Origin of the sequence: Bradyrhizobium erythrophlei, from assembly GCF_900129425.1 — a bacterium.
GTDB lineage: Bacteria > Pseudomonadota > Alphaproteobacteria > Rhizobiales > Xanthobacteraceae > Bradyrhizobium > Bradyrhizobium erythrophlei_C.
The window spans coordinates 534,648-550,865 of sequence record NZ_LT670817.1; the positions used below are offsets into that span (position 1 = coordinate 534,648).

A 16,218-nucleotide genomic window follows, 5' to 3' on the forward strand; every position below is an offset into this window, starting at 1 on the left:
AGGCCTTTTTTAATTAATAGCCCGACGGCTATTGTCTTTGGAGTTAGCTGCTACTCTCTGAAATCGTCACCGACTATGTAGACGAAGGTTGCCGGCGAGTGCGCGAGCGTGGCCAGATCGACATCTCATTCGGTCTGCGACCTGTGTCGACACGGACGACAAGCGCGTGGCAATTCGTCGAACAGCCGATATTGGCGCGTAAGCGACCACCGTGCCGGCGGTCGACGATCAAAGCTCGATCTGCTCAGCGATATTCAAAGCGTCATCCACTTGCGCCGGCAACGTCCAGCGACCTGCCGTCCGATATTGGATCAGGGCGACTTCGCTGTGCTGGCCTGCCTCCAGCAATATTAATCGCGGGAACCCACGTGCTTTTTCGGAACGATCCTTGTCATCGCTGGTTCACTTAGCGCGCTGCAACATTTCCAAGGATCATCCGGATTTCGTGCACGCGCCTTCCCGAGTGCTATCCATGACCTCAGCCCATGCTGTTAGACGCCTGCGTTTTTCCATCCCAGTCCAACGTCGCAACATAAAGGCGCCTTCCTTCGCGGTAGCTTCGGCAGTTGCGATCGGAACCTTGGCCGCAATGGCCCTGGTCAATCGTCATCTTGCGAAGAAAGCGGAGCGTGACAATCCGGCCGCCGGCCGCTTCCTCGACGTCGACGGCGTTCGGCTGCACTACGTTGAGCGGGGCTCGGGCGAACCGCTAATTCTGCTGCACGGCAACGGCAGCATGATCGAGGATTTCGAATCCAGCGGTCTGATTGATCTCGCTGCCAAGAACTACCGGGTCATCGTTTTCGACCGTCCCGGCTTCTGCCACAGCGACCGCCCGCGCAACGTCGTATGGACGCCGGATGTTCAGGCAGAACTCATCAAGCACGCCCTCGAGCGGCTCGACGTTTCAAACGCCACCGTTCTCGGACACTCATGGGGCGCGTCGGTTGCCGTGGCACTGGCCCTGAAATATCCCGATCTGATCCGCGGACTGGTTCTCTACTATCCGACGGCAAGAACCGACGTCATAGCGATGGGCGCGCCGGCCATACCGGTCATCGGCGACATCCTCAGTCATACCTTGTCGCCCCTGATCAGCCGCGCGATATGGCCGCTGATGATGGCGAAAATCTTCGGTCCTCGATCCGTGCCTGAAAAGTTTGGAGCGTTTCCGAAGGAGATGGCGCTGCGTCCTTCGCAGATACGGGCGTCGGCGGCTGAATCGGCGCTGATGATTCCCGACGCCTTTGAGCTGCGCAATCAGTATCCGGATTTGAAGATGCTGATCGTCATCATCGCGGGCCAGCAAGACAGGCTGATCGACGTCGATACGCAGTCGGCGCGACTCCATTCCGACATTCCGCAAAGCAGGTTTCACCGAGTTGCCGGAAACGGCCACATGATCCAGCAGACGGCCACAGATCAGGTGATGTCGGCGATAAGGGAAGTTGCAGGCGGATCCGTTGAACTTGCGGCTGCCGAATAGCGTGGTGGAGCTACGTGGTGGAAAGCGGGTCGGCGATGCTTTCGAGCGACCTTCCCTCCGCGTCGATTCCCAGCACCAATTCCGTCCCGGCGGCCACTAGCAGCAGTGCAGCGGCCAATGCGTACCCGCCACTCACGCGCCATGCAGATCCGGACTCGATGAGCCAGCCGAACAGAAGCAGTGACGTGCTTCCACCGATCGCGGTGCCGAGTGCGTAGAAGCAGGCGATAGCCTGTCCCTATCGTAAATCCAATCCGCTGGCGGTTGATCGAGAATCGGGCGATGCTGCTGGTCGATGTTAGATTTGTGCAAACTGGTCTTTGGGGCGGTGATCGATCTGCTATGGTCGCGCGCAACGCTTGAGGCAGAGATTCTGGTGCTGAGGCAGCAAATCAATGTGCTGCGGCGTCGTAACCCCAGGAGACTTCCATTTGGGTCGATTGACAGGCTGATATTGGGAGGCGTCTGCCGACTGTTTCCCAGGATATATGAGACACTTGCAATTGTCCGGCCCGATACCGTGATCCGCTGGCACCGCGCCGGTTTCAGATTGTATTGGCGCTGGAAGTCGCGACGCCGCTGCGGACGACCAACCGTGCCGTTGGCTAATCCGCGAGGTGAGCGTCGCCAACCCGTTGTGGGGAGCGCCGAGAATCCATGGTGAGCTTCTCAAGCTCGGCATCGATGTCGGCCAGACCAGCGTCGCCAAGTATATGGCACGGAGGAGGGGCCCTCCCTCGCAGGGATGGAAGACGTTCCTTCGCAACCATGCTGATGGCATTGCCGCAATGGACCTCTTCGTCGTGCCGACAATCTCGTTCCAGCTGCTCTATGGATTGCTGATCATGAGCCACGGCCGGCGGCAGATCTTGTGGTTTGGGACCACTGCGCATCCGACCGCCGAATGGATCGCCAATCAACTCACTCAGGCCTGTGGCTGGGAGCAAATCCCCCGTTACCTCATTAGGGATCGTGATCGAGCTTATGGCGAGATTCTTCTCCGCCGGGTTCGCTCGATCGGCATTCGAGACCGCCCGACGTCTGCCCGCTCCCCCTGGCAAAATGCATATGCTGAACGGCTGATCAGTTCAATCCGTAGGGAATGTGTTGATCATATTGTTGTGTTCGGCGAGCGCCATCTACGTCACGTGCTGCTGTCGTACATGGATTACTACAACGCCACGCGCACTCATGTGTCATTGAACAAGGATGCCCCGCTCCCTCGCGGCGCCGAGCGGGCCGGGACTATTGTCTGCCGCCCGATCCTGGGCGGTCTCCATCATCAATATGCCCGGATTTGATTTGCGATAAGGACAGCCTACCTCGCGGTAGAGCGCTTTATACACCCAATTGTTGGGTCCCTTGAGGCCGGCAGGCTTTCCGGATCACGGCAAAAGCGTGGTGCCCAACCTCACCATCCGGCACCAAGTAGGGACGGATGAGATGGCGGGGATCAATGCTGCCGTGATCGCAGGGCGAGGTAATTGCGCCGTTCCTAGACTGCCCGGCGCGGCCCGTCTCTTTGGTCTGGTTGGAACGGCCTTCGCTGGCGTCGTGCCTGGCATTTTCCCTTTGGCCGATGATCGGTCTGCAACTATTCGGCATTCCGCGTGTTGAGGTTCCGGACTGTCAGGTGACGCCATGAATGCAGACCAGGACCTGCTGCTTTACCCGTTGGCTACGGCGGAATTGCCCTCCTGCCCAGCGTGCGGCTGCGCGATGGCAATTGTTCTGCATGAGGCCAGGGATAAAGGCCCGGACTTTTCGACATTCAGGTGTGAAGAGTGTTCTCGCTCCGAGCGATTTGTTTGCGAGGAGTAGTTAGGCGTCAGTCGGCCGCACTATTAACTCTCGAATGGAGAACCGGCCATGCCCGATCAGAAGGCGTTAAAACCGGAAGATCTCCCGGTCCACACAAAGCAAAGTGAAATTATCACCGACACCGGCAAACCTGTCGCGGAAGCATGCGATAAGAAGACCGCGGAAGACGTTGCCGACCGTTTGAACACTGAGACGAAGAAGATCGCTGGGCTTAGCGTTAACCGGTTGTTTCACTTGGCTGCAGGTATTGCTGGCTGCGCCGGCTTTGGCTGCTTCACCGGTTGGCTGTTCGAAACTTCTGGTTGGTCGCGGTCGTCGGCAGAAGCCGATAACGGTCCTTCGCTCTATAACGAGCGCGATCGCTCTTGCGTGGGGGCGTCATTTCAACTGGTTAATCCACCGAAAGCTGAGAATTGCACTCGCGGCTCCTGGCGGCAAATTTATAGCGGCACCACGAGCGTATGCGTGAACCGCTTCAGCCGCTCTTGAAAAGATAACTTCTCGTCTCCTCCGATTTCGCCTTTGTGCTATGAGAGCCTCCGGACACCGTCGCCGGCATCCTTTTTTAAACGACGTCCTAACTTTTGGTGGGAACCGAGAAAATCCGCTGCAGTTTTCTTGTCATCCTCTTGCAGTGTTGGAGCTCCGCCCTGACCAACGAATCCATAACGAACGCGCTTATCACGCGACTTCGGACAACATCGGCGTTGGACGACCAGGATGTCCAGGCGGTTCGGTCCTTGCCGGTTGTGGTAAAGCACTATCAGCCGGGTCAGGCCATTGTTCGAGACGGTGACAGGCCGGCCGAGAGCTGCCTCCTTTCTCAAGGGTTTTGCGTTCGGTCCAAGACGACGTCAAACGGCCGGCGGCAAATTCTCTCGATCCACGTACCCGGCGAAATACCCGACCTCCAAAGCCTGCATCTGCATGTGCTGGATCATGATCTCACTACGCTAACAGAATGCACCTTGGGCTTCATCAGCCACGTTTCCCTTCGAGAGATCACCCGCCGAAGGCCGAACCTCGCAGAAATCTTCTGGCGCGATACCTTAATCGACGCCGCTATGTTTCGGGATTGGATCGTCAATGTAGGACAGCGCCCGGCGCCAAGCCGGCTTGCTCACATTATCGTCGAACTCCGAGAACGCTTGAAAGTCATCGGGCAGGTTCAAGGCGCACGCTTCGAAATGCCTTTGACACAGGAACAAATTGGGGAAGCCATGGGAATCACCTCAGTCCACGCCAATCGGGTCGTGAAACAATTGCGTGACGACAACGTCCTGGAATTCCACCGCGGCAGTGTGAGGGTCATCGACGAGCAAAAGCTTTTGGAACTAGCCGACTTTGACGGTCTTTATTTGCATCAGAGGCCATCTCTTTAAGGCAAACGAATGCTACGGTTTTACTTCCGCATCGTAGAGGACGGTCGCGTCGTCACAGACGAAGAAGGGCAAGAGCTTACCGAAAGAGATGCTGTTCGCGAGGAAAGCAGTGGAAACCGGCCCTTCAACTGCCAGGGATGCGTTCATCCGAGGGAGCGTGACGTGCGCCCCCTAGAGTGATGGCACCGCACGCTTCCAAGCAGCCTCGGAGCCCTAACTATTCAGCTCCGTCAATCGTTGCCTGCTCAATCGCTGCCGGCATCTTGGCGACCGACATGAGTGAACGAGCGACTTGGTTGAAAAGCTGATCGGAGTTTTCTTCCTCTGCAAGGGATTTGGACAGCAGCGCCACTATCGCACTGTGCCTGAGCTGCTGCGCGAGATTCCGGGCCGTGGTGTAGCCCGAGATCTCATAATGCTCTACCCGTTGCGCGGCGCCGATAAGGGCGAGATCGGCGGCCGCGTCTTCCTTCTTTTCGCCTTCCTCCATAATCTCCTGGCCTTCCTCGACAAGGCCCATCATTCCCCTGCAGGGCTTGGCCCGGGCCGTCTTGCCGAGGAGGTCAAAGCATTCGTTCAAACGCTCGATTTGCGTTTCGGTCTGCGACAGATGTTGCTCGAACAATTCGCGAAGCTGGTCGAACCGCGCCGCTTCCGCCATTTTGGGAAGAGCCTTGGTCAACTGCTTTTCGGCGTGAAGGATGTCCCGAAGCTCATCGATCAGCAGTTCGTCGAGACCTTCCGGGCTTTCTGCCGGTGAACTCTCTGTGACAATGACCCCGAGCTCGCCGCTCTGGATTGCGGGAGATTCCACGAAAACCCAGTCGTCGCCCTCGTTCCAGGGACCGCGTGTGTCGATCTCGCCGTGATCGCCGGCGCCTGTCGAGTCGTTGAAGTATTGATTGACGAGACCGGGTGTGGGCGCGACGCGGCCGATGCTAAAGGCCGGCTTGCCCATGCTCTCCAGCGCCAGCGCGAAGGCCTTCATATGCGTGATTTCCCGCGTCATCAAGAATTGCAGGGCATCTTTAGTGCCCGCGTCATCGCAGAAATTGATGAGCCGCTCATAGACGATCTTGGCACGAGCTTCCGCGGCGATATTGCTGCGAAGATCAACATCAAGTTCACCGGTGATCTTCAAGTAATCGGCGGTCCAGGGATTGCCTTGCGAATTGAAGAGGTTCACCCCGCCGCCGCCTGCGATCGCAATCAAGGGGTCGGCCTCGGCGGCCTGACGGTCGAATTTGGATGGTTTGAGATGCATCCGCGCCAGGCATCCCACGATCTCGAGATGGCTAAGCTCCTCGGTTCCGATATCCATCAGGAGATCCTTGCGGTCAGGGTCTTCGCAATTGAGGCCCTGGATCGAATATTGCATCGCGGCTGCGAGTTCGCCGTTCGCGCCGCCGAACTGTTCAAGGAGCATATTTCCAAAACGCGGGTCCGGTTCGTCGACGTGGACGGTGAACATGAGCTTCTTGACGTGATGATACATGGCCGGCCTCGCTTGAGTTTGTGAAGTTGCAACCCTAGCCGATGAATTACGTTCCTGATTGTTCTCGGAAATCGCTGACGGCCCAAAATCGTTAGCCCCACGAAAGGCGCCGAAGGGGCATTAACGTGGCTGTTCTGGGATGGCTTGTTCGTTTGCTGTTTGCAATTCCCGTTCTGCCTGATGATAGAATTCCTGATCTCTGCCGTCAGGCTTTCCCGCTTGCTCCCAAAGTCCATAAGCGCGGCGAACGATATCCATTTCAGCGGGTCTCTGCATTTCAACTTCCAACTTAGCACTCGCTTCGGAGGCATCCGCCCGCCGCAAATATGGGGATTTGCAAACGCCACTCGATAGCGCGCTTTAGCCACAGCACCGCCTGATCAAATCAGTCGTCGTATCGCTCTGCCGGCGTGAGCGTTCTGCAACGGATAGATGCATGTTTGAGGAGGCCCTGGCGCGGGCACATCTCACTGCGGCGTTTGCAGGCCCGGAGACGATAGCCATTCGTCGATGTGCGAGGCGGTCTCTAACTGGCGAGCTTTGCGCAAAAGGCTCTCGCGCTCCTTGCCGATCGGCACCGTGCGAGCGTTTTGTCTTAGCCGCTCTGCCTCATGAGCTAGGCGATAGCCCAATGTGGTAGTCTGTGTGAAACGGTTTCTTTGCATTCGCTGGTGCCTATTTTGTGGGGTGCGAGCGCCATCAGCGTTCTCATCACCGATAAAGCGAGGCGATAATCCGATGGAGACAGTGGACGCCTAAATCACAGTCTGCGCCCGAAATCATGGAAGGCACTACAACAAAAGTTAAGTGGCGCGGGCCAATGTTGGGCAGTAGCGGTTACTGACACGTCAAAGGGACAGTTGTTCTGTTTCAGCACGCGGGAAGCAGTGCGGGTCCAGAAAGAGCTACGTTCCTTTTAGCTGCCTGCACCACGAAAATAGGAACAACAGTTGCTTGTGCGTGTTTACGGCCCACACAACCATAATTGGAGCCGCCGATGGCACAAACAGCACGAGAGATTTTTGTTGTTGGCCTGCGCAATGCGCACACCATGGAGACCCAAGCACGCGAGTTGATGGAGCGTCAGTCGGAGAGGCTGGACGAATATCCCGAGGTGAAGGCTAAAGTCACTGCCCATCTTCAGGAGACAAACGAGCAGCTCAAGCGGCTGGAGCAATGCCTTGATGTCCTTGGTGAAACAACGTCCACTCTGAAGGACACCGCCCAGTCGGTCATGGCTAACGTGATGGCGATGACCCATGGTATGGCCGGCGACGAGATACTCAAGAATACCTTCGCGAACAACGCTTTCGAAAATTTTGAAATCGCAGCCTACAAATCCCTGCTCGCGCTTTGCGAGCCAGCTGGTTCTGACAGCGCACGGCCACACCTTCAGGCTTCACTCAGGGAAGAGGAGCAGATGGCCAAGTGGATCGATGCCAATGTTGAGAAAGTGACGCTGGCCTATCTCAACCGCGAAGTGCGAGGGGCGGCCTAGTCACCAGGAGCCGGAAGCGGATGTACCTTTTCGGCCGCAAGAGCCTTGGAGCCGAGCTCCGGGGCTTTTGCGCCTTCGCCAGGGTATCTACCGCCGAATTGCGGAGAACGCGCGTCAGGAAAGAGCACACGCCCGGCCGCTTCCGATCGAGCGGCCGGGCATGTGGGCGGATGTCCCTTGCATGGTTGCTGCCTTCGGAGCGATCGGGGCCTTGCTTTATGGGCCCGGCCGCGCGCTAAGTACAAGCGCGCAATCCCGGTCCGGAATATCGGCAGTAACCGCGTGCCGTGCGCACACTTCTCGCCAACGAGTTATCGGCTGCCCCTTCCGGCGTCCTTACTTTTGATAGCCGGGAGAAAGTCTTGGATCGAATTGTCGCGCGTTCTGTTCCTGGACGGTTTGGTTTGGCACAGGTTGAGAGTTCGGCCCGCCCGGCGTAGTTGTCGACGGATTGTTGGGGCTGACGGCCTCATTGACGGTGGTGTTCGCTCGATTCGTTTGACCGGTGGTTTTTACTGAGGAGGCTCCGGGCGACGCACCTACGCCGGTTGACGTGCTACCCGTGCCTGCGCTGCCGCTCCCACCCCCTGTGCCACCGCTTGCGCTCCCGGCGGCTCCCGCGCTCCCGCCGCCCGCTCCACCGGCCCCACCCGCCGCCTCCTTGGGCAAAGGCACTGAGCGGCAAGACGATCGCTGCGACCAGCGCCGCACTCCCAATTGATCTCTTAGACATTGGTTATTCTCCCTGTTTGAGTTCTTTCTTTAACCGAGAAAAACACGCTAGGTTCCTAGCAACCGGCGTCCTGCCGACGCGCTTCAATCGCTTTGCGTTTGGCGGAGTTGCGTATATGTGCCCAAGCCGACTGCGCGATTGCTCAGAAGCATTCGGCAGCCGCGATTGCTGGGTCTGGCTAATTCGCTCCGATGTTGGATGCAGAGCAACGGCCGGTGACCGTGGAATTTGGCATGCCGCAGCCAGCGTAAGCCGCACGCACATTATTCAGCAAGATAGGAACATCGTGGGCAAAAGAAGGTTACAGGCAAAGTTTCCAATTTGCAGAAGGTGCGTACAAAATGGCTTATTCACCCGAAATGGCTCGCCCAAACGAGCACCGAAATCCTCCCCAAGTGAGTGAAGTTGCTCCCGCTGACGACATTCGCACGATAATGTTGAATCAGGTCTCCTGGGGTGCCGTGTTCGCCGGTGCCACGATTGCCCCTTGTAATGCAGATAATTCTCAACATGGTTGGAGTCGGCGTCGGTCTCTCGACCATCGACGCAGCCGCGGGGGATACGCCGACTGCCGGATCCCTCTCAATAGGTGCCGGTATCTGGTGGGTTATCTCCGGAATAGTTGCGGCTGCGGTTGGTGGCTACATCGCTGGGCGGCTTTCAGGAAAGTCATCTCAATCGACAACCGCCTATCACGGTTTGATTGCGTGGGCGGTTTCGACCCTAATCGTGGTTTACCTGCTCTCGACGGCTGCCTCGGGTCTGATTGGCGGCGCTGTGAGCACGGCATCGTCCGCGCTTGGAGGAGCCGGCAAAGCCATCGGCGGGTCCGTTCAAACTGCCGTTCAGACCGCAGCGCCTTCTTTGAATAATATGAGCGATCCGATGGCTACCATCGAGAATAAGGTTCGGAGCACCTCGGGCGGCCAGGATCCTGCAGCGCTTCGAGATGCCGCCGCGACAGCTGTTCGTGCGGCGCTCTCGGGAGACCCCGCTCAACAGGCCGCTGCAACGGATAAAGCTGCTGATGCTTTGGCCAAGGCGCAGAATATCCCTCCCGATCAAGCCAAGGCTCAGGTCGAGCAGTACCAACAGCAGTACCAAAAAACGGTCGCCAAAGCCAAAGAACACGCAAAACTCGCGGATACAACAGCCAAGACGGCGTCGCGGGGGGCGCTATTCGGTGCCCTGGCTCTTTTACTGGGGGCTCTGGCCGCGTTTTTCGCGGGCCACGCGAGCGCAGTAACACCGACGGTAACGGGCGGATCCAAACGGTCATTTGCTTGAGCTGGCGTAATTGAAGCGGGCTGCCTCCTTCGTCGGTGCAGCTCGCCTTCCTGTCGATAAAAATGTCGGATGTGCCAAGTATCCTTGACCCTTTGGCGAGTTCGATAGCGTGATGGACGACGCGCTTAACATCGCGATGGACTATCTCATGCGCACCGGTCAGGCCGTGAAGTTCCAGGAAGCGCAGGAGGTGGCGGCGCATGCGAAAGAGGTCGCGTGGCGCTCGCAGGTCAGGAACCGACTGCGGCTTTCCAACCTGGCAATTCGGGCTATGGAACAGGGGGAAGATTTTACTGAAGAGCGGTTAGGCGTGCTTCGATGAGGGTGGGCCTTTGCAGAGGACCACTCGACTGAAGTCACCGGCAGACTTCCGTCAGGGGCAGCGCCAAATCTGTGCGACGGCGCGGCACTTGGAGGCTGTGTTGTAAACGCTTGGGGCGAACTTCTTTGAAACGGAACTTTGGAACGGAACGGTTCTGGCTTGGTTGTGCGATCATGAAACGGTTCTTCTTTGATTTAGTCGGAGAGATTCGCGCCCGCGATTTCATGGGCCATGAATGCTCGTCCAAAAACGAAGCCAAAAGCCACGCAGCCTTCATTGCACATCGCATCGGAACTGAACGGCCAAGCTTCGCCAAACGAGGTAACTTCATCGCTGTCCGCGACGAACGTGGCGCAAAGATATTCGCGGCGCCAATAACTTCGACCGTCCGCCATTTCTAACTAACCTCTACTGTGGCGCCGGTCCTTGGCCGCGGCGCCGGTCAATCGGCTCCAGTGAGCCGCGGCGCGCTCAGATGTTTTTGGATAGCTGCAGCGACGCAATCATCAAGCGCCGATCGGCGTAGCACCCCCGCCCGCTTATCGCACACGATGCGCTGTCAATGGAACGGAAATACGCTGAGGCCGTTGCTCTGGGATGAGAGGGTTTGACAATGTGGTCACGCTGGATATGCGTTGCTGCAATTTGCTTGGGGCTGGCTCCGCAGGTGGAAGCCGCTGAGCGTTCCGGACTCGTCCAACGCGCTTCGTGCACCGTCATCAGGTACTACGTCGCCAAGTACACAGCCCCCGCAGCCGAGGCGTGGGCCCGAAGCAAGGGAGCCACGCAGGCCGAGATCGAAGCCGCCAGGCATTGTCTCAAAAATGCACCTGCGCAGACGGCCCAGTGGTCTGGTCAGTGACCTCAGCCACGTATGTTCTCTTGGGGCTGATGTCGTTCAAGCAAGCCGCGCTCAATATCTCGCGGGAGGACAGCGTGCGCCTGCCCGGATGACACCATGCGAAACGGCGGAGCCTGCGCCGGGCGTAACGCTTACTCCCGACCAGGCGGAGCAGCGCCGCTGTGCTATCCAAGCGACGTGACGGCGGCGATGATCGACTCCTATAGGCAGAGGCAGGCCGCTCCGTGGAGAAGCCAAACATTTTTGACCCCAAAGACTTTCTCGCCAAAGTGGGCGCAGGAAAGCATATATTGGAATTCCGTAAAGATCAGCAAGTGTTCGAGCAAGGCGATGTTGCCGACACGGTGTTTTATATTCAAAGAGGCAAGGTCAAGCTTACTGTCGTGTCTGAGCAGGGAGCAGTGTGTGGTTCACGATACCCTCGAGAAGGTTGAAGCAGCCCCATCCCATCAGTACAGAACCGACCAGCGGCAGCAGCCAACTGCGGTGAACCCGGAGAGCCGAACGCCAAAGTAGGAAAACGCCAGTCAGCACGAGGATGTAGGTTCCGGAATGAAAAATGCCATCCCAAAAGATGTTGAGTGTAAGATTGTCAGGTGAGTTAATCGGATACCAGCCGCTCAGCATGTGGTGCCTCGTTGCAAGGAGTCGCGAAGTTTTTCAGGATGGTGAACTGGCCGCACCTCACCGCGCCGTTCCGCAGGGTCGTCGCTCACGCTACGCGATGCCGACCCTGACATGAAAGAGGCGGCCGACTGAGGCGGCCTACTTCTTTGCCACAACGAGTCGCATGACTGTTTTGGAAAGCGGGGCCACATTGTTAACTGGAAAACGGACAGTCCGAAGCGCATATTGGGGCATGTCAGAATCCGGTCGTCGATCCTGTAAATGCGGCGCGGTTTATGACCGCAGCGAGCATATTGTAGAGGAGCGCGAGATCAGCAGCTTCGAATGCGCCGTGTGCGGTGCAACTATCGAGAATTGGAACTCCGCTTGGGTTCCCCGATATCGGTTCATTGCCTGTCCAGCTAGGGATGCCGAATGACTGACCACCCCAAACGCCCAAGTGTGCACTGAATCAAATTAGGCCACCGCGAAAATCAAATTAGGCCACTGAGGGTCGAAACAGGCTACTGTCCTAATTGGCGCACTCGATATTCAATTAGGACGGAACGATTCATCTTGGGGGTTCTTGGTCCCTTAGCTTTCGGCGATCCTATCTCCGAATGCCAAGCCACCGACCGGTCTACATTTTGCCCCAATGCCCGGCGGGAGGTCTCAAGCGGCCTCAGATGCCCCCCCACTGAGGCCGTTTTGCTTGGAAAAAGAGGCCGCCAACTGAGGGGGTCTAGTCCAACGTCTCCGCTACAAGGCGGATTCTAAACACCGGCTCTTTGGCCTGGTCCAAGAGTTCGACCTGCCACTCGGCGTTTTGTTTTAGATCGCGCGCAGCGCCGCCGATCAGATCGCCGCAGACTTTCGTCATCTCTGCCCAAGCAGCATTACGGTCGACGACATCAAAGTCTGGATCGGAAACGCCACAGTATTTCCCGTGGCTGATCCTGAAAAAATAGAGCCCCATCTGCCACTCCTTTCCGTTTTAGGGCGACTCAAGCACCGAGAAGATTACTCGTCTATCGGGATCAAACGACGAAGATACGGCCGCCGTAAAACTACCGGTCGCGTTGATTGTGGATACTCGTGCACCCCTGCCGGGGCGGAGCTGTTCGCGGTATCGGGCGGCAGGTGGAAATGGTCGGTCGCGTTCGACACAGGCGTATCGACGGAATTCCCTAAAGAGCGCTTTCCAAGCGAGCGGCGGATGGATCGACATGCGCGATCTCGGCGCGGTGCTAGATCACAAAGGGGGCCGCGCGGCCTGCGACATGCCGCAGTAGCCCCATCCCCGAGTTTGCGCTAACGCTTCCCTAAAAAACCAGACCACAGCCTGTCAGCAAGCCAAATCAAAAAGATCGCAAGAAACGAGAGAGCGAATAGTTCTGCGGTGAACAGAAATGCTTGCGCGGCACTTGTCATGGCGTCCTCGCCTGTCGTTGATTTTTTGCTCCGTTCGTTCTCAGGTTGATACTCAGAGTATGCATAATTTCCGACAACCGCCGAACCGATGTTGCGATAGATCAACTTCGGAGCCGCTCTGGTTTGCGAGGCGCGCGAGCGCCGCCCATGCAGCGGTCTATTGATCGACCGAGTGGACACCGGGCGGATCAAACGCTTATGGTCGCTGATCCTTTGGGACAAGACGTCCGTCTTTCACCCTGTAAGAAACTGCGACACGGTCTATTGGCTTCCTGTCCTTGGCTATTTCCTCGGCAAGCAACGTCAGCAGCATTTTGTGCCGTTGCTGGTCGCTCGATGGATCGAGCCTGGACTCGGATACGAGCCGTCGATAGAGGCCGATGTTTGCTGTGTTGACGAAGCGCTCCATTGCGACCTCCATGGGCCGTGAGCGAAGGCGGCGTGCCACCGGAACCCGACTATGTGAGGTTCCAAATTCAAAGCAATTAAATTAGCGAACGCGGTGAACTAAAAGTGGGACAGCATCACTGCCTTAGCGAGAGTACGATCATCAGCATCGCCAGATCAGGGGCAGCCGGCACGTTTGTCATTCGTTCCGACTCTTGCGAGGCAGGTTTTGTTCGGCCTGATAGGTACGCTCCGCTTCCCGGTCAAGTTTGGCGACTTCGGCCTTCGCGGCTTCTTCTGAGTCCGTTATTTCCATAACGGTCTCCTTGCCGTCCGTGTCAATCCGGACGACATGCCAGTGCTGAATGCATCTCGCGATATAGCGTTCGCGTGTCATCCTGCGAATATGCGCCCCGGAGCGTCCGTTTTCCAGTGTGGAAGTCGGCCACAAATTCATTGGGTCTTCTGCCAGAGCCTTGTAAGCCAGTCTGCACTTAGGACATGCAAATGTCCCCAAATCGGGACCAGCCAAGCTGAGCTCGACACGGACCAGCATCATGCGAATCTGGCACTGGGGGCAGCGAGGTCGCTCGATCACAGTAAGAGACGACTCAGGGAAATGAGATTGAAGCATGTGACGCTCCTTGGATCAGGCGGGAGTGCAACCTCTCAGTCACCGACAAAGCGCATGGTCGCGCGCCATTAGATTGTCACCGGAGTGCTTGACGGCTTTGACCTACGTCAAGGCCGCGCGAGCGTCACCCATGCAACGGCGTATTGTTCGAGGGCTGGATACCGGGCGGATCAAACGGCGCTGGCATGCCGCGCTAGGGCTGCACAGCGGCGACAAAGGCGGCTGCGGATTCTCGGCGTTCTTGCCAATCGCGACGGCGCTGGCGTTCCACGGCCAAGGTCTCAGCCGCTATCGCTCGCATGATCATCTGATCGACCTCATCGCCGTCAGAACGCCGCGCTCAACAATCGCATCCACCAAAGCCGTTACGACCCTGAGGTGAGCAGTTAGCAGAGCCAATGCATCACGGTCGGCACCAGCATGTTGCCGATTGCCGGGTTTCAGTTCGCCCTCAACGCGCCGTCATCGGTCGGGGCCAGCGTCACCTTCGTCGCACGCAGGCTGACGTCGGATGATTGCCAGCGGGATAGTGATGTCTGCTTTACCTCGACGAACAGACATCCCGAAACAGGAGGGTCAGGTCCGAAAAGTGCCACAAGCGGAAGTCGCGAACTTCATTACAAGGCAAAGCACCGCTGTTGAATGTCTCAAGATTAATTGACATAGCTGCTTGAACGCTGATCGATGACTGTCAGGCCGGTGCGACGAGCGAGGTCATCGGGACGTCCATCGTATATGTAAAGCCGGTCGGCTTATACGCCAGTCGGACCTCGCCCTTCAACTGCTGGCCGAGAGACTCCATGAGACGCGTGCCAAAGCTCTGCCGGGAAGGGGCATATACCGACGGACCACCTTTTTCTGACCATGTTAGCTGTAACCGCTGCTTTCCTTCGTCGATCTTCCATGCGACGTCAACGCTTCCCGCTGGAACGGACAGCGCACCGTATTTCGTTGTATTGGTACAAAGCTCGTTGAGGGTCATCGCAAGCGCAATCACAGCGCCAGATGTAATTTTAATGTCAGGTCCAGAAATCGAAAATCTACCTGATCCTTCGCTGTCATAAGGCTCTGTCGCACTTCGTATTGTATTAGCCAGGTCGGCGTTGGCCCATCGCGCCTGCAAAAGGCAGGTCGTGCGCTCGACCAAGCGCGATCAAACGGCCTTTGATGGCGTGCTGGCCGTGCTCAAGGCTCGTCGCTGTTCGGAGGCTTTGAGAGGCAATGGCGCTTACGGTTGCCAGCGTGTTCTTGATCCGGTGGTGCAATTCTTCCAGAATGAGTTTCTGCAACTTGTCGGCAGTTTCACGTTCCCTGGCGTCGATGCCCGCCTGAGCCAGCAAAACTTGCGCGTCGATGCCTGCTTGCTCAAGCAATAGGCGAAGGCTGTCGTTCTCTGCCGTCAATAATTCGTTAGAAGTGTGACTCTTCGATACCGCCGGGCCAGCATGGTGAGACGTTTTGGCGCTTGGAATGGTTGCGAGAAGTTTTGAGATATCGGCAGGTATGATCCTCAGGATACCTTCCCCCAACATTTCCTGCAATTCCGCGATCATCTTTTTCACTTCAAGCGGCTTTCCGTAAAAGCGGCTGTTAACCGGCCTTTCGGTGTCGGTCGGAGTCACTTGACCGGACACCAACATGATTTTGATAGATGGCCACCGAGCGTGGACAGCGTGAGCCAGTTTCAGGCCGTCCATAGTTCCCGGCATCTGAATATCCGTGAAAAGAAGATCGATATCCGACCTTGATTCAAGAATAGCGAGGGCGTCGTCGGCGTTCACCGCTTCAACAGGCATAAAACCCGCGTCTTCTACGATATCTACGGCACACATCCGCAACATCATTTCGTCTTCAACAACGAGAACTTTGGCCGTAGGTTGGTGCAAAACCATATTGTTATTGCTTTCCCTTGGAGCCGTTGATTACCGCGCCAGCGGCCGTCGCCTATGAAGGAGTGTTATAGCCGCTTGTAGCTCAAGGGCGGCAAGGGAGTGTGAGCTATGTTGCTCACTTGTCGTTCCGGGTCTAAAATGGTCGTGTTTTACCCCCGAAAGCAGACATCGGTCAGCTACGCTGCCGATTGCGATGTCATGGTCTGCTACGGCAACGCCAAGCGCGTTGAAAAGCACCTCTCCGCCCACGGTGCATTGCGTTGATGGCTAGATTATTCGTCGATCTGAGCAAAGTTGATCACGCTACAATCACGGAACGGGCCATACTCGGGTGATGGCCCCCAAAGTCGAAAATGCTCAGTCGCGAAGAGTTTGCGTCCCT

General features: G+C 57.1%; 19 protein-coding genes and 1 pseudogene. 11 read left to right on the top strand and 9 right to left on the bottom strand.

Going from position 1 to position 16,218, the window contains the following annotated elements; all coding sequences use genetic code 11:
• The first annotated feature begins 472 nt into the window (after positions 1–472).
• The 5 genes from B5527_RS02525 (at position 473) to B5527_RS47495 (ending at position 4,869) form a co-directional block, all read left to right on the top strand.
• On the top strand, positions 473–1,486 hold the full coding sequence (locus tag B5527_RS02525; RefSeq protein ID WP_079599892.1) for an alpha/beta fold hydrolase: 1,014 nt from the start codon (positions 473–475) through the stop codon (positions 1,484–1,486).
• Positions 1,487–2,103: 617 nt separating this feature from the next.
• Positions 2,104–2,787, top strand: a complete 684-nt coding sequence (locus B5527_RS45655; protein WP_245332473.1) for an integrase core domain-containing protein — start codon at positions 2,104–2,106, stop codon at positions 2,785–2,787.
• 568 nt (positions 2,788–3,355) lie between these two features.
• Complete coding sequence (locus tag B5527_RS45160) at positions 3,356–3,796, top strand: hypothetical protein (protein ID WP_079599893.1); 441 nt, start codon at positions 3,356–3,358, stop codon at positions 3,794–3,796.
• A gap of 218 nt (positions 3,797–4,014) precedes the next feature.
• A complete protein-coding gene (locus tag B5527_RS02545) occupies positions 4,015–4,689 on the top strand; it encodes a Crp/Fnr family transcriptional regulator (RefSeq protein ID WP_245332474.1) in 675 nt (224 codons plus the stop codon).
• A gap of 9 nt (positions 4,690–4,698) precedes the next feature.
• Complete coding sequence (locus B5527_RS47495) at positions 4,699–4,869, top strand: DUF6894 family protein (protein WP_425305057.1); 171 nt, start codon at positions 4,699–4,701, stop codon at positions 4,867–4,869.
• 37 nt (positions 4,870–4,906) lie between these two features.
• Here B5527_RS47495 and B5527_RS02550 read toward each other — a convergent pair whose 3' ends face one another.
• Both B5527_RS02550 and B5527_RS02555 read right to left on the bottom strand, forming a co-directional pair.
• Complete coding sequence (locus B5527_RS02550) at positions 4,907–6,184, bottom strand: DUF892 family protein (protein WP_079599894.1); 1,278 nt, start codon at positions 6,182–6,184, stop codon at positions 4,907–4,909.
• 120 nt (positions 6,185–6,304) lie between these two features.
• Positions 6,305–6,442 carry a DUF2934 domain-containing protein gene (locus B5527_RS02555; protein WP_245332475.1) on the bottom strand — a complete coding sequence of 46 codons (138 nt, stop codon included), beginning with the start codon at positions 6,440–6,442 and terminating at the stop codon, positions 6,305–6,307.
• Between the two features lie 739 nt (positions 6,443–7,181).
• On the opposite strand from B5527_RS02555, the gene B5527_RS02565 reads away from it, so the two are divergent.
• From B5527_RS02565 to B5527_RS43315, 5 genes and pseudogenes are all read left to right on the top strand, one after another.
• Positions 7,182–7,682, top strand: a complete 501-nt coding sequence (locus B5527_RS02565; protein ID WP_079599896.1) for a ferritin-like domain-containing protein — start codon at positions 7,182–7,184, stop codon at positions 7,680–7,682.
• A 1,225-nt stretch (positions 7,683–8,907) separates the two neighbouring features.
• Positions 8,908–9,702 (top strand): PhnA-like protein, encoded by a 795-nt coding sequence (locus tag B5527_RS02575; protein WP_245332476.1) that lies wholly within the window; start codon positions 8,908–8,910, stop codon positions 9,700–9,702.
• A 112-nt stretch (positions 9,703–9,814) separates the two neighbouring features.
• Positions 9,815–10,024 carry a hypothetical protein gene (locus tag B5527_RS02580; protein ID WP_079599898.1) on the top strand — a complete coding sequence of 70 codons (210 nt, stop codon included), beginning with the start codon at positions 9,815–9,817 and terminating at the stop codon, positions 10,022–10,024.
• Between the two features lie 173 nt (positions 10,025–10,197).
• On the top strand, positions 10,198–10,425 hold the full coding sequence (locus B5527_RS02585) for a DUF6894 family protein (RefSeq protein WP_079599899.1): 228 nt from the start codon (positions 10,198–10,200) through the stop codon (positions 10,423–10,425).
• 685 nt (positions 10,426–11,110) lie between these two features.
• Positions 11,111–11,284, top strand: a pseudogene (locus B5527_RS43315) (cyclic nucleotide-binding domain-containing protein); the annotation flags it as partial.
• On the opposite strand, the gene B5527_RS02595 reads toward B5527_RS43315, so the two are convergent.
• From B5527_RS02595 to B5527_RS02610, 5 genes are all read right to left on the bottom strand, one after another.
• Positions 11,262–11,513, bottom strand: a complete 252-nt coding sequence (locus tag B5527_RS02595; protein ID WP_079599901.1) for a DUF2243 domain-containing protein — start codon at positions 11,511–11,513, stop codon at positions 11,262–11,264. The pseudogene B5527_RS43315 and the gene B5527_RS02595 overlap by 23 nt on opposite strands.
• A 721-nt stretch (positions 11,514–12,234) precedes the next feature.
• Positions 12,235–12,468: a DUF6894 family protein gene (locus tag B5527_RS02600; protein ID WP_079599902.1), complete on the bottom strand. Its 234-nt coding sequence runs from the start codon at positions 12,466–12,468 to the stop codon at positions 12,235–12,237.
• A gap of 335 nt (positions 12,469–12,803) precedes the next feature.
• Positions 12,804–13,028: a hypothetical protein gene (locus tag B5527_RS43320; protein WP_154071961.1), complete on the bottom strand. Its 225-nt coding sequence runs from the start codon at positions 13,026–13,028 to the stop codon at positions 12,804–12,806.
• 91 nt (positions 13,029–13,119) lie between these two features.
• A complete protein-coding gene (locus B5527_RS02605; RefSeq protein ID WP_154071962.1) occupies positions 13,120–13,332 on the bottom strand; it encodes a hypothetical protein in 213 nt (70 codons plus the stop codon).
• A gap of 177 nt (positions 13,333–13,509) precedes the next feature.
• Positions 13,510–13,767: a hypothetical protein gene (locus tag B5527_RS02610; RefSeq protein ID WP_172842456.1), complete on the bottom strand. Its 258-nt coding sequence runs from the start codon at positions 13,765–13,767 to the stop codon at positions 13,510–13,512.
• A gap of 307 nt (positions 13,768–14,074) precedes the next feature.
• Between B5527_RS02610 and B5527_RS02615 the strand changes: the two genes are divergently transcribed.
• Entirely contained in the window at positions 14,075–14,326 is a 252-nt protein-coding gene (locus tag B5527_RS02615) for a hypothetical protein (protein WP_154071963.1), read from the top strand.
• Between the two features lie 309 nt (positions 14,327–14,635).
• Here the strand turns inward: B5527_RS02615 and B5527_RS47285 are convergent, their stop codons facing one another.
• Together B5527_RS47285 and B5527_RS47290 are read right to left on the bottom strand one after the other, a co-directional pair.
• Positions 14,636–14,926, bottom strand: a complete 291-nt coding sequence (locus B5527_RS47285) for a sensor histidine kinase (RefSeq protein WP_338065088.1) — start codon at positions 14,924–14,926, stop codon at positions 14,636–14,638.
• Between the two features lie 106 nt (positions 14,927–15,032).
• On the bottom strand, positions 15,033–15,836 hold the full coding sequence (locus tag B5527_RS47290; RefSeq protein WP_338065089.1) for an HWE histidine kinase domain-containing protein: 804 nt from the start codon (positions 15,834–15,836) through the stop codon (positions 15,033–15,035).
• Positions 15,837–16,218: the final 382 nt, after the last annotated feature.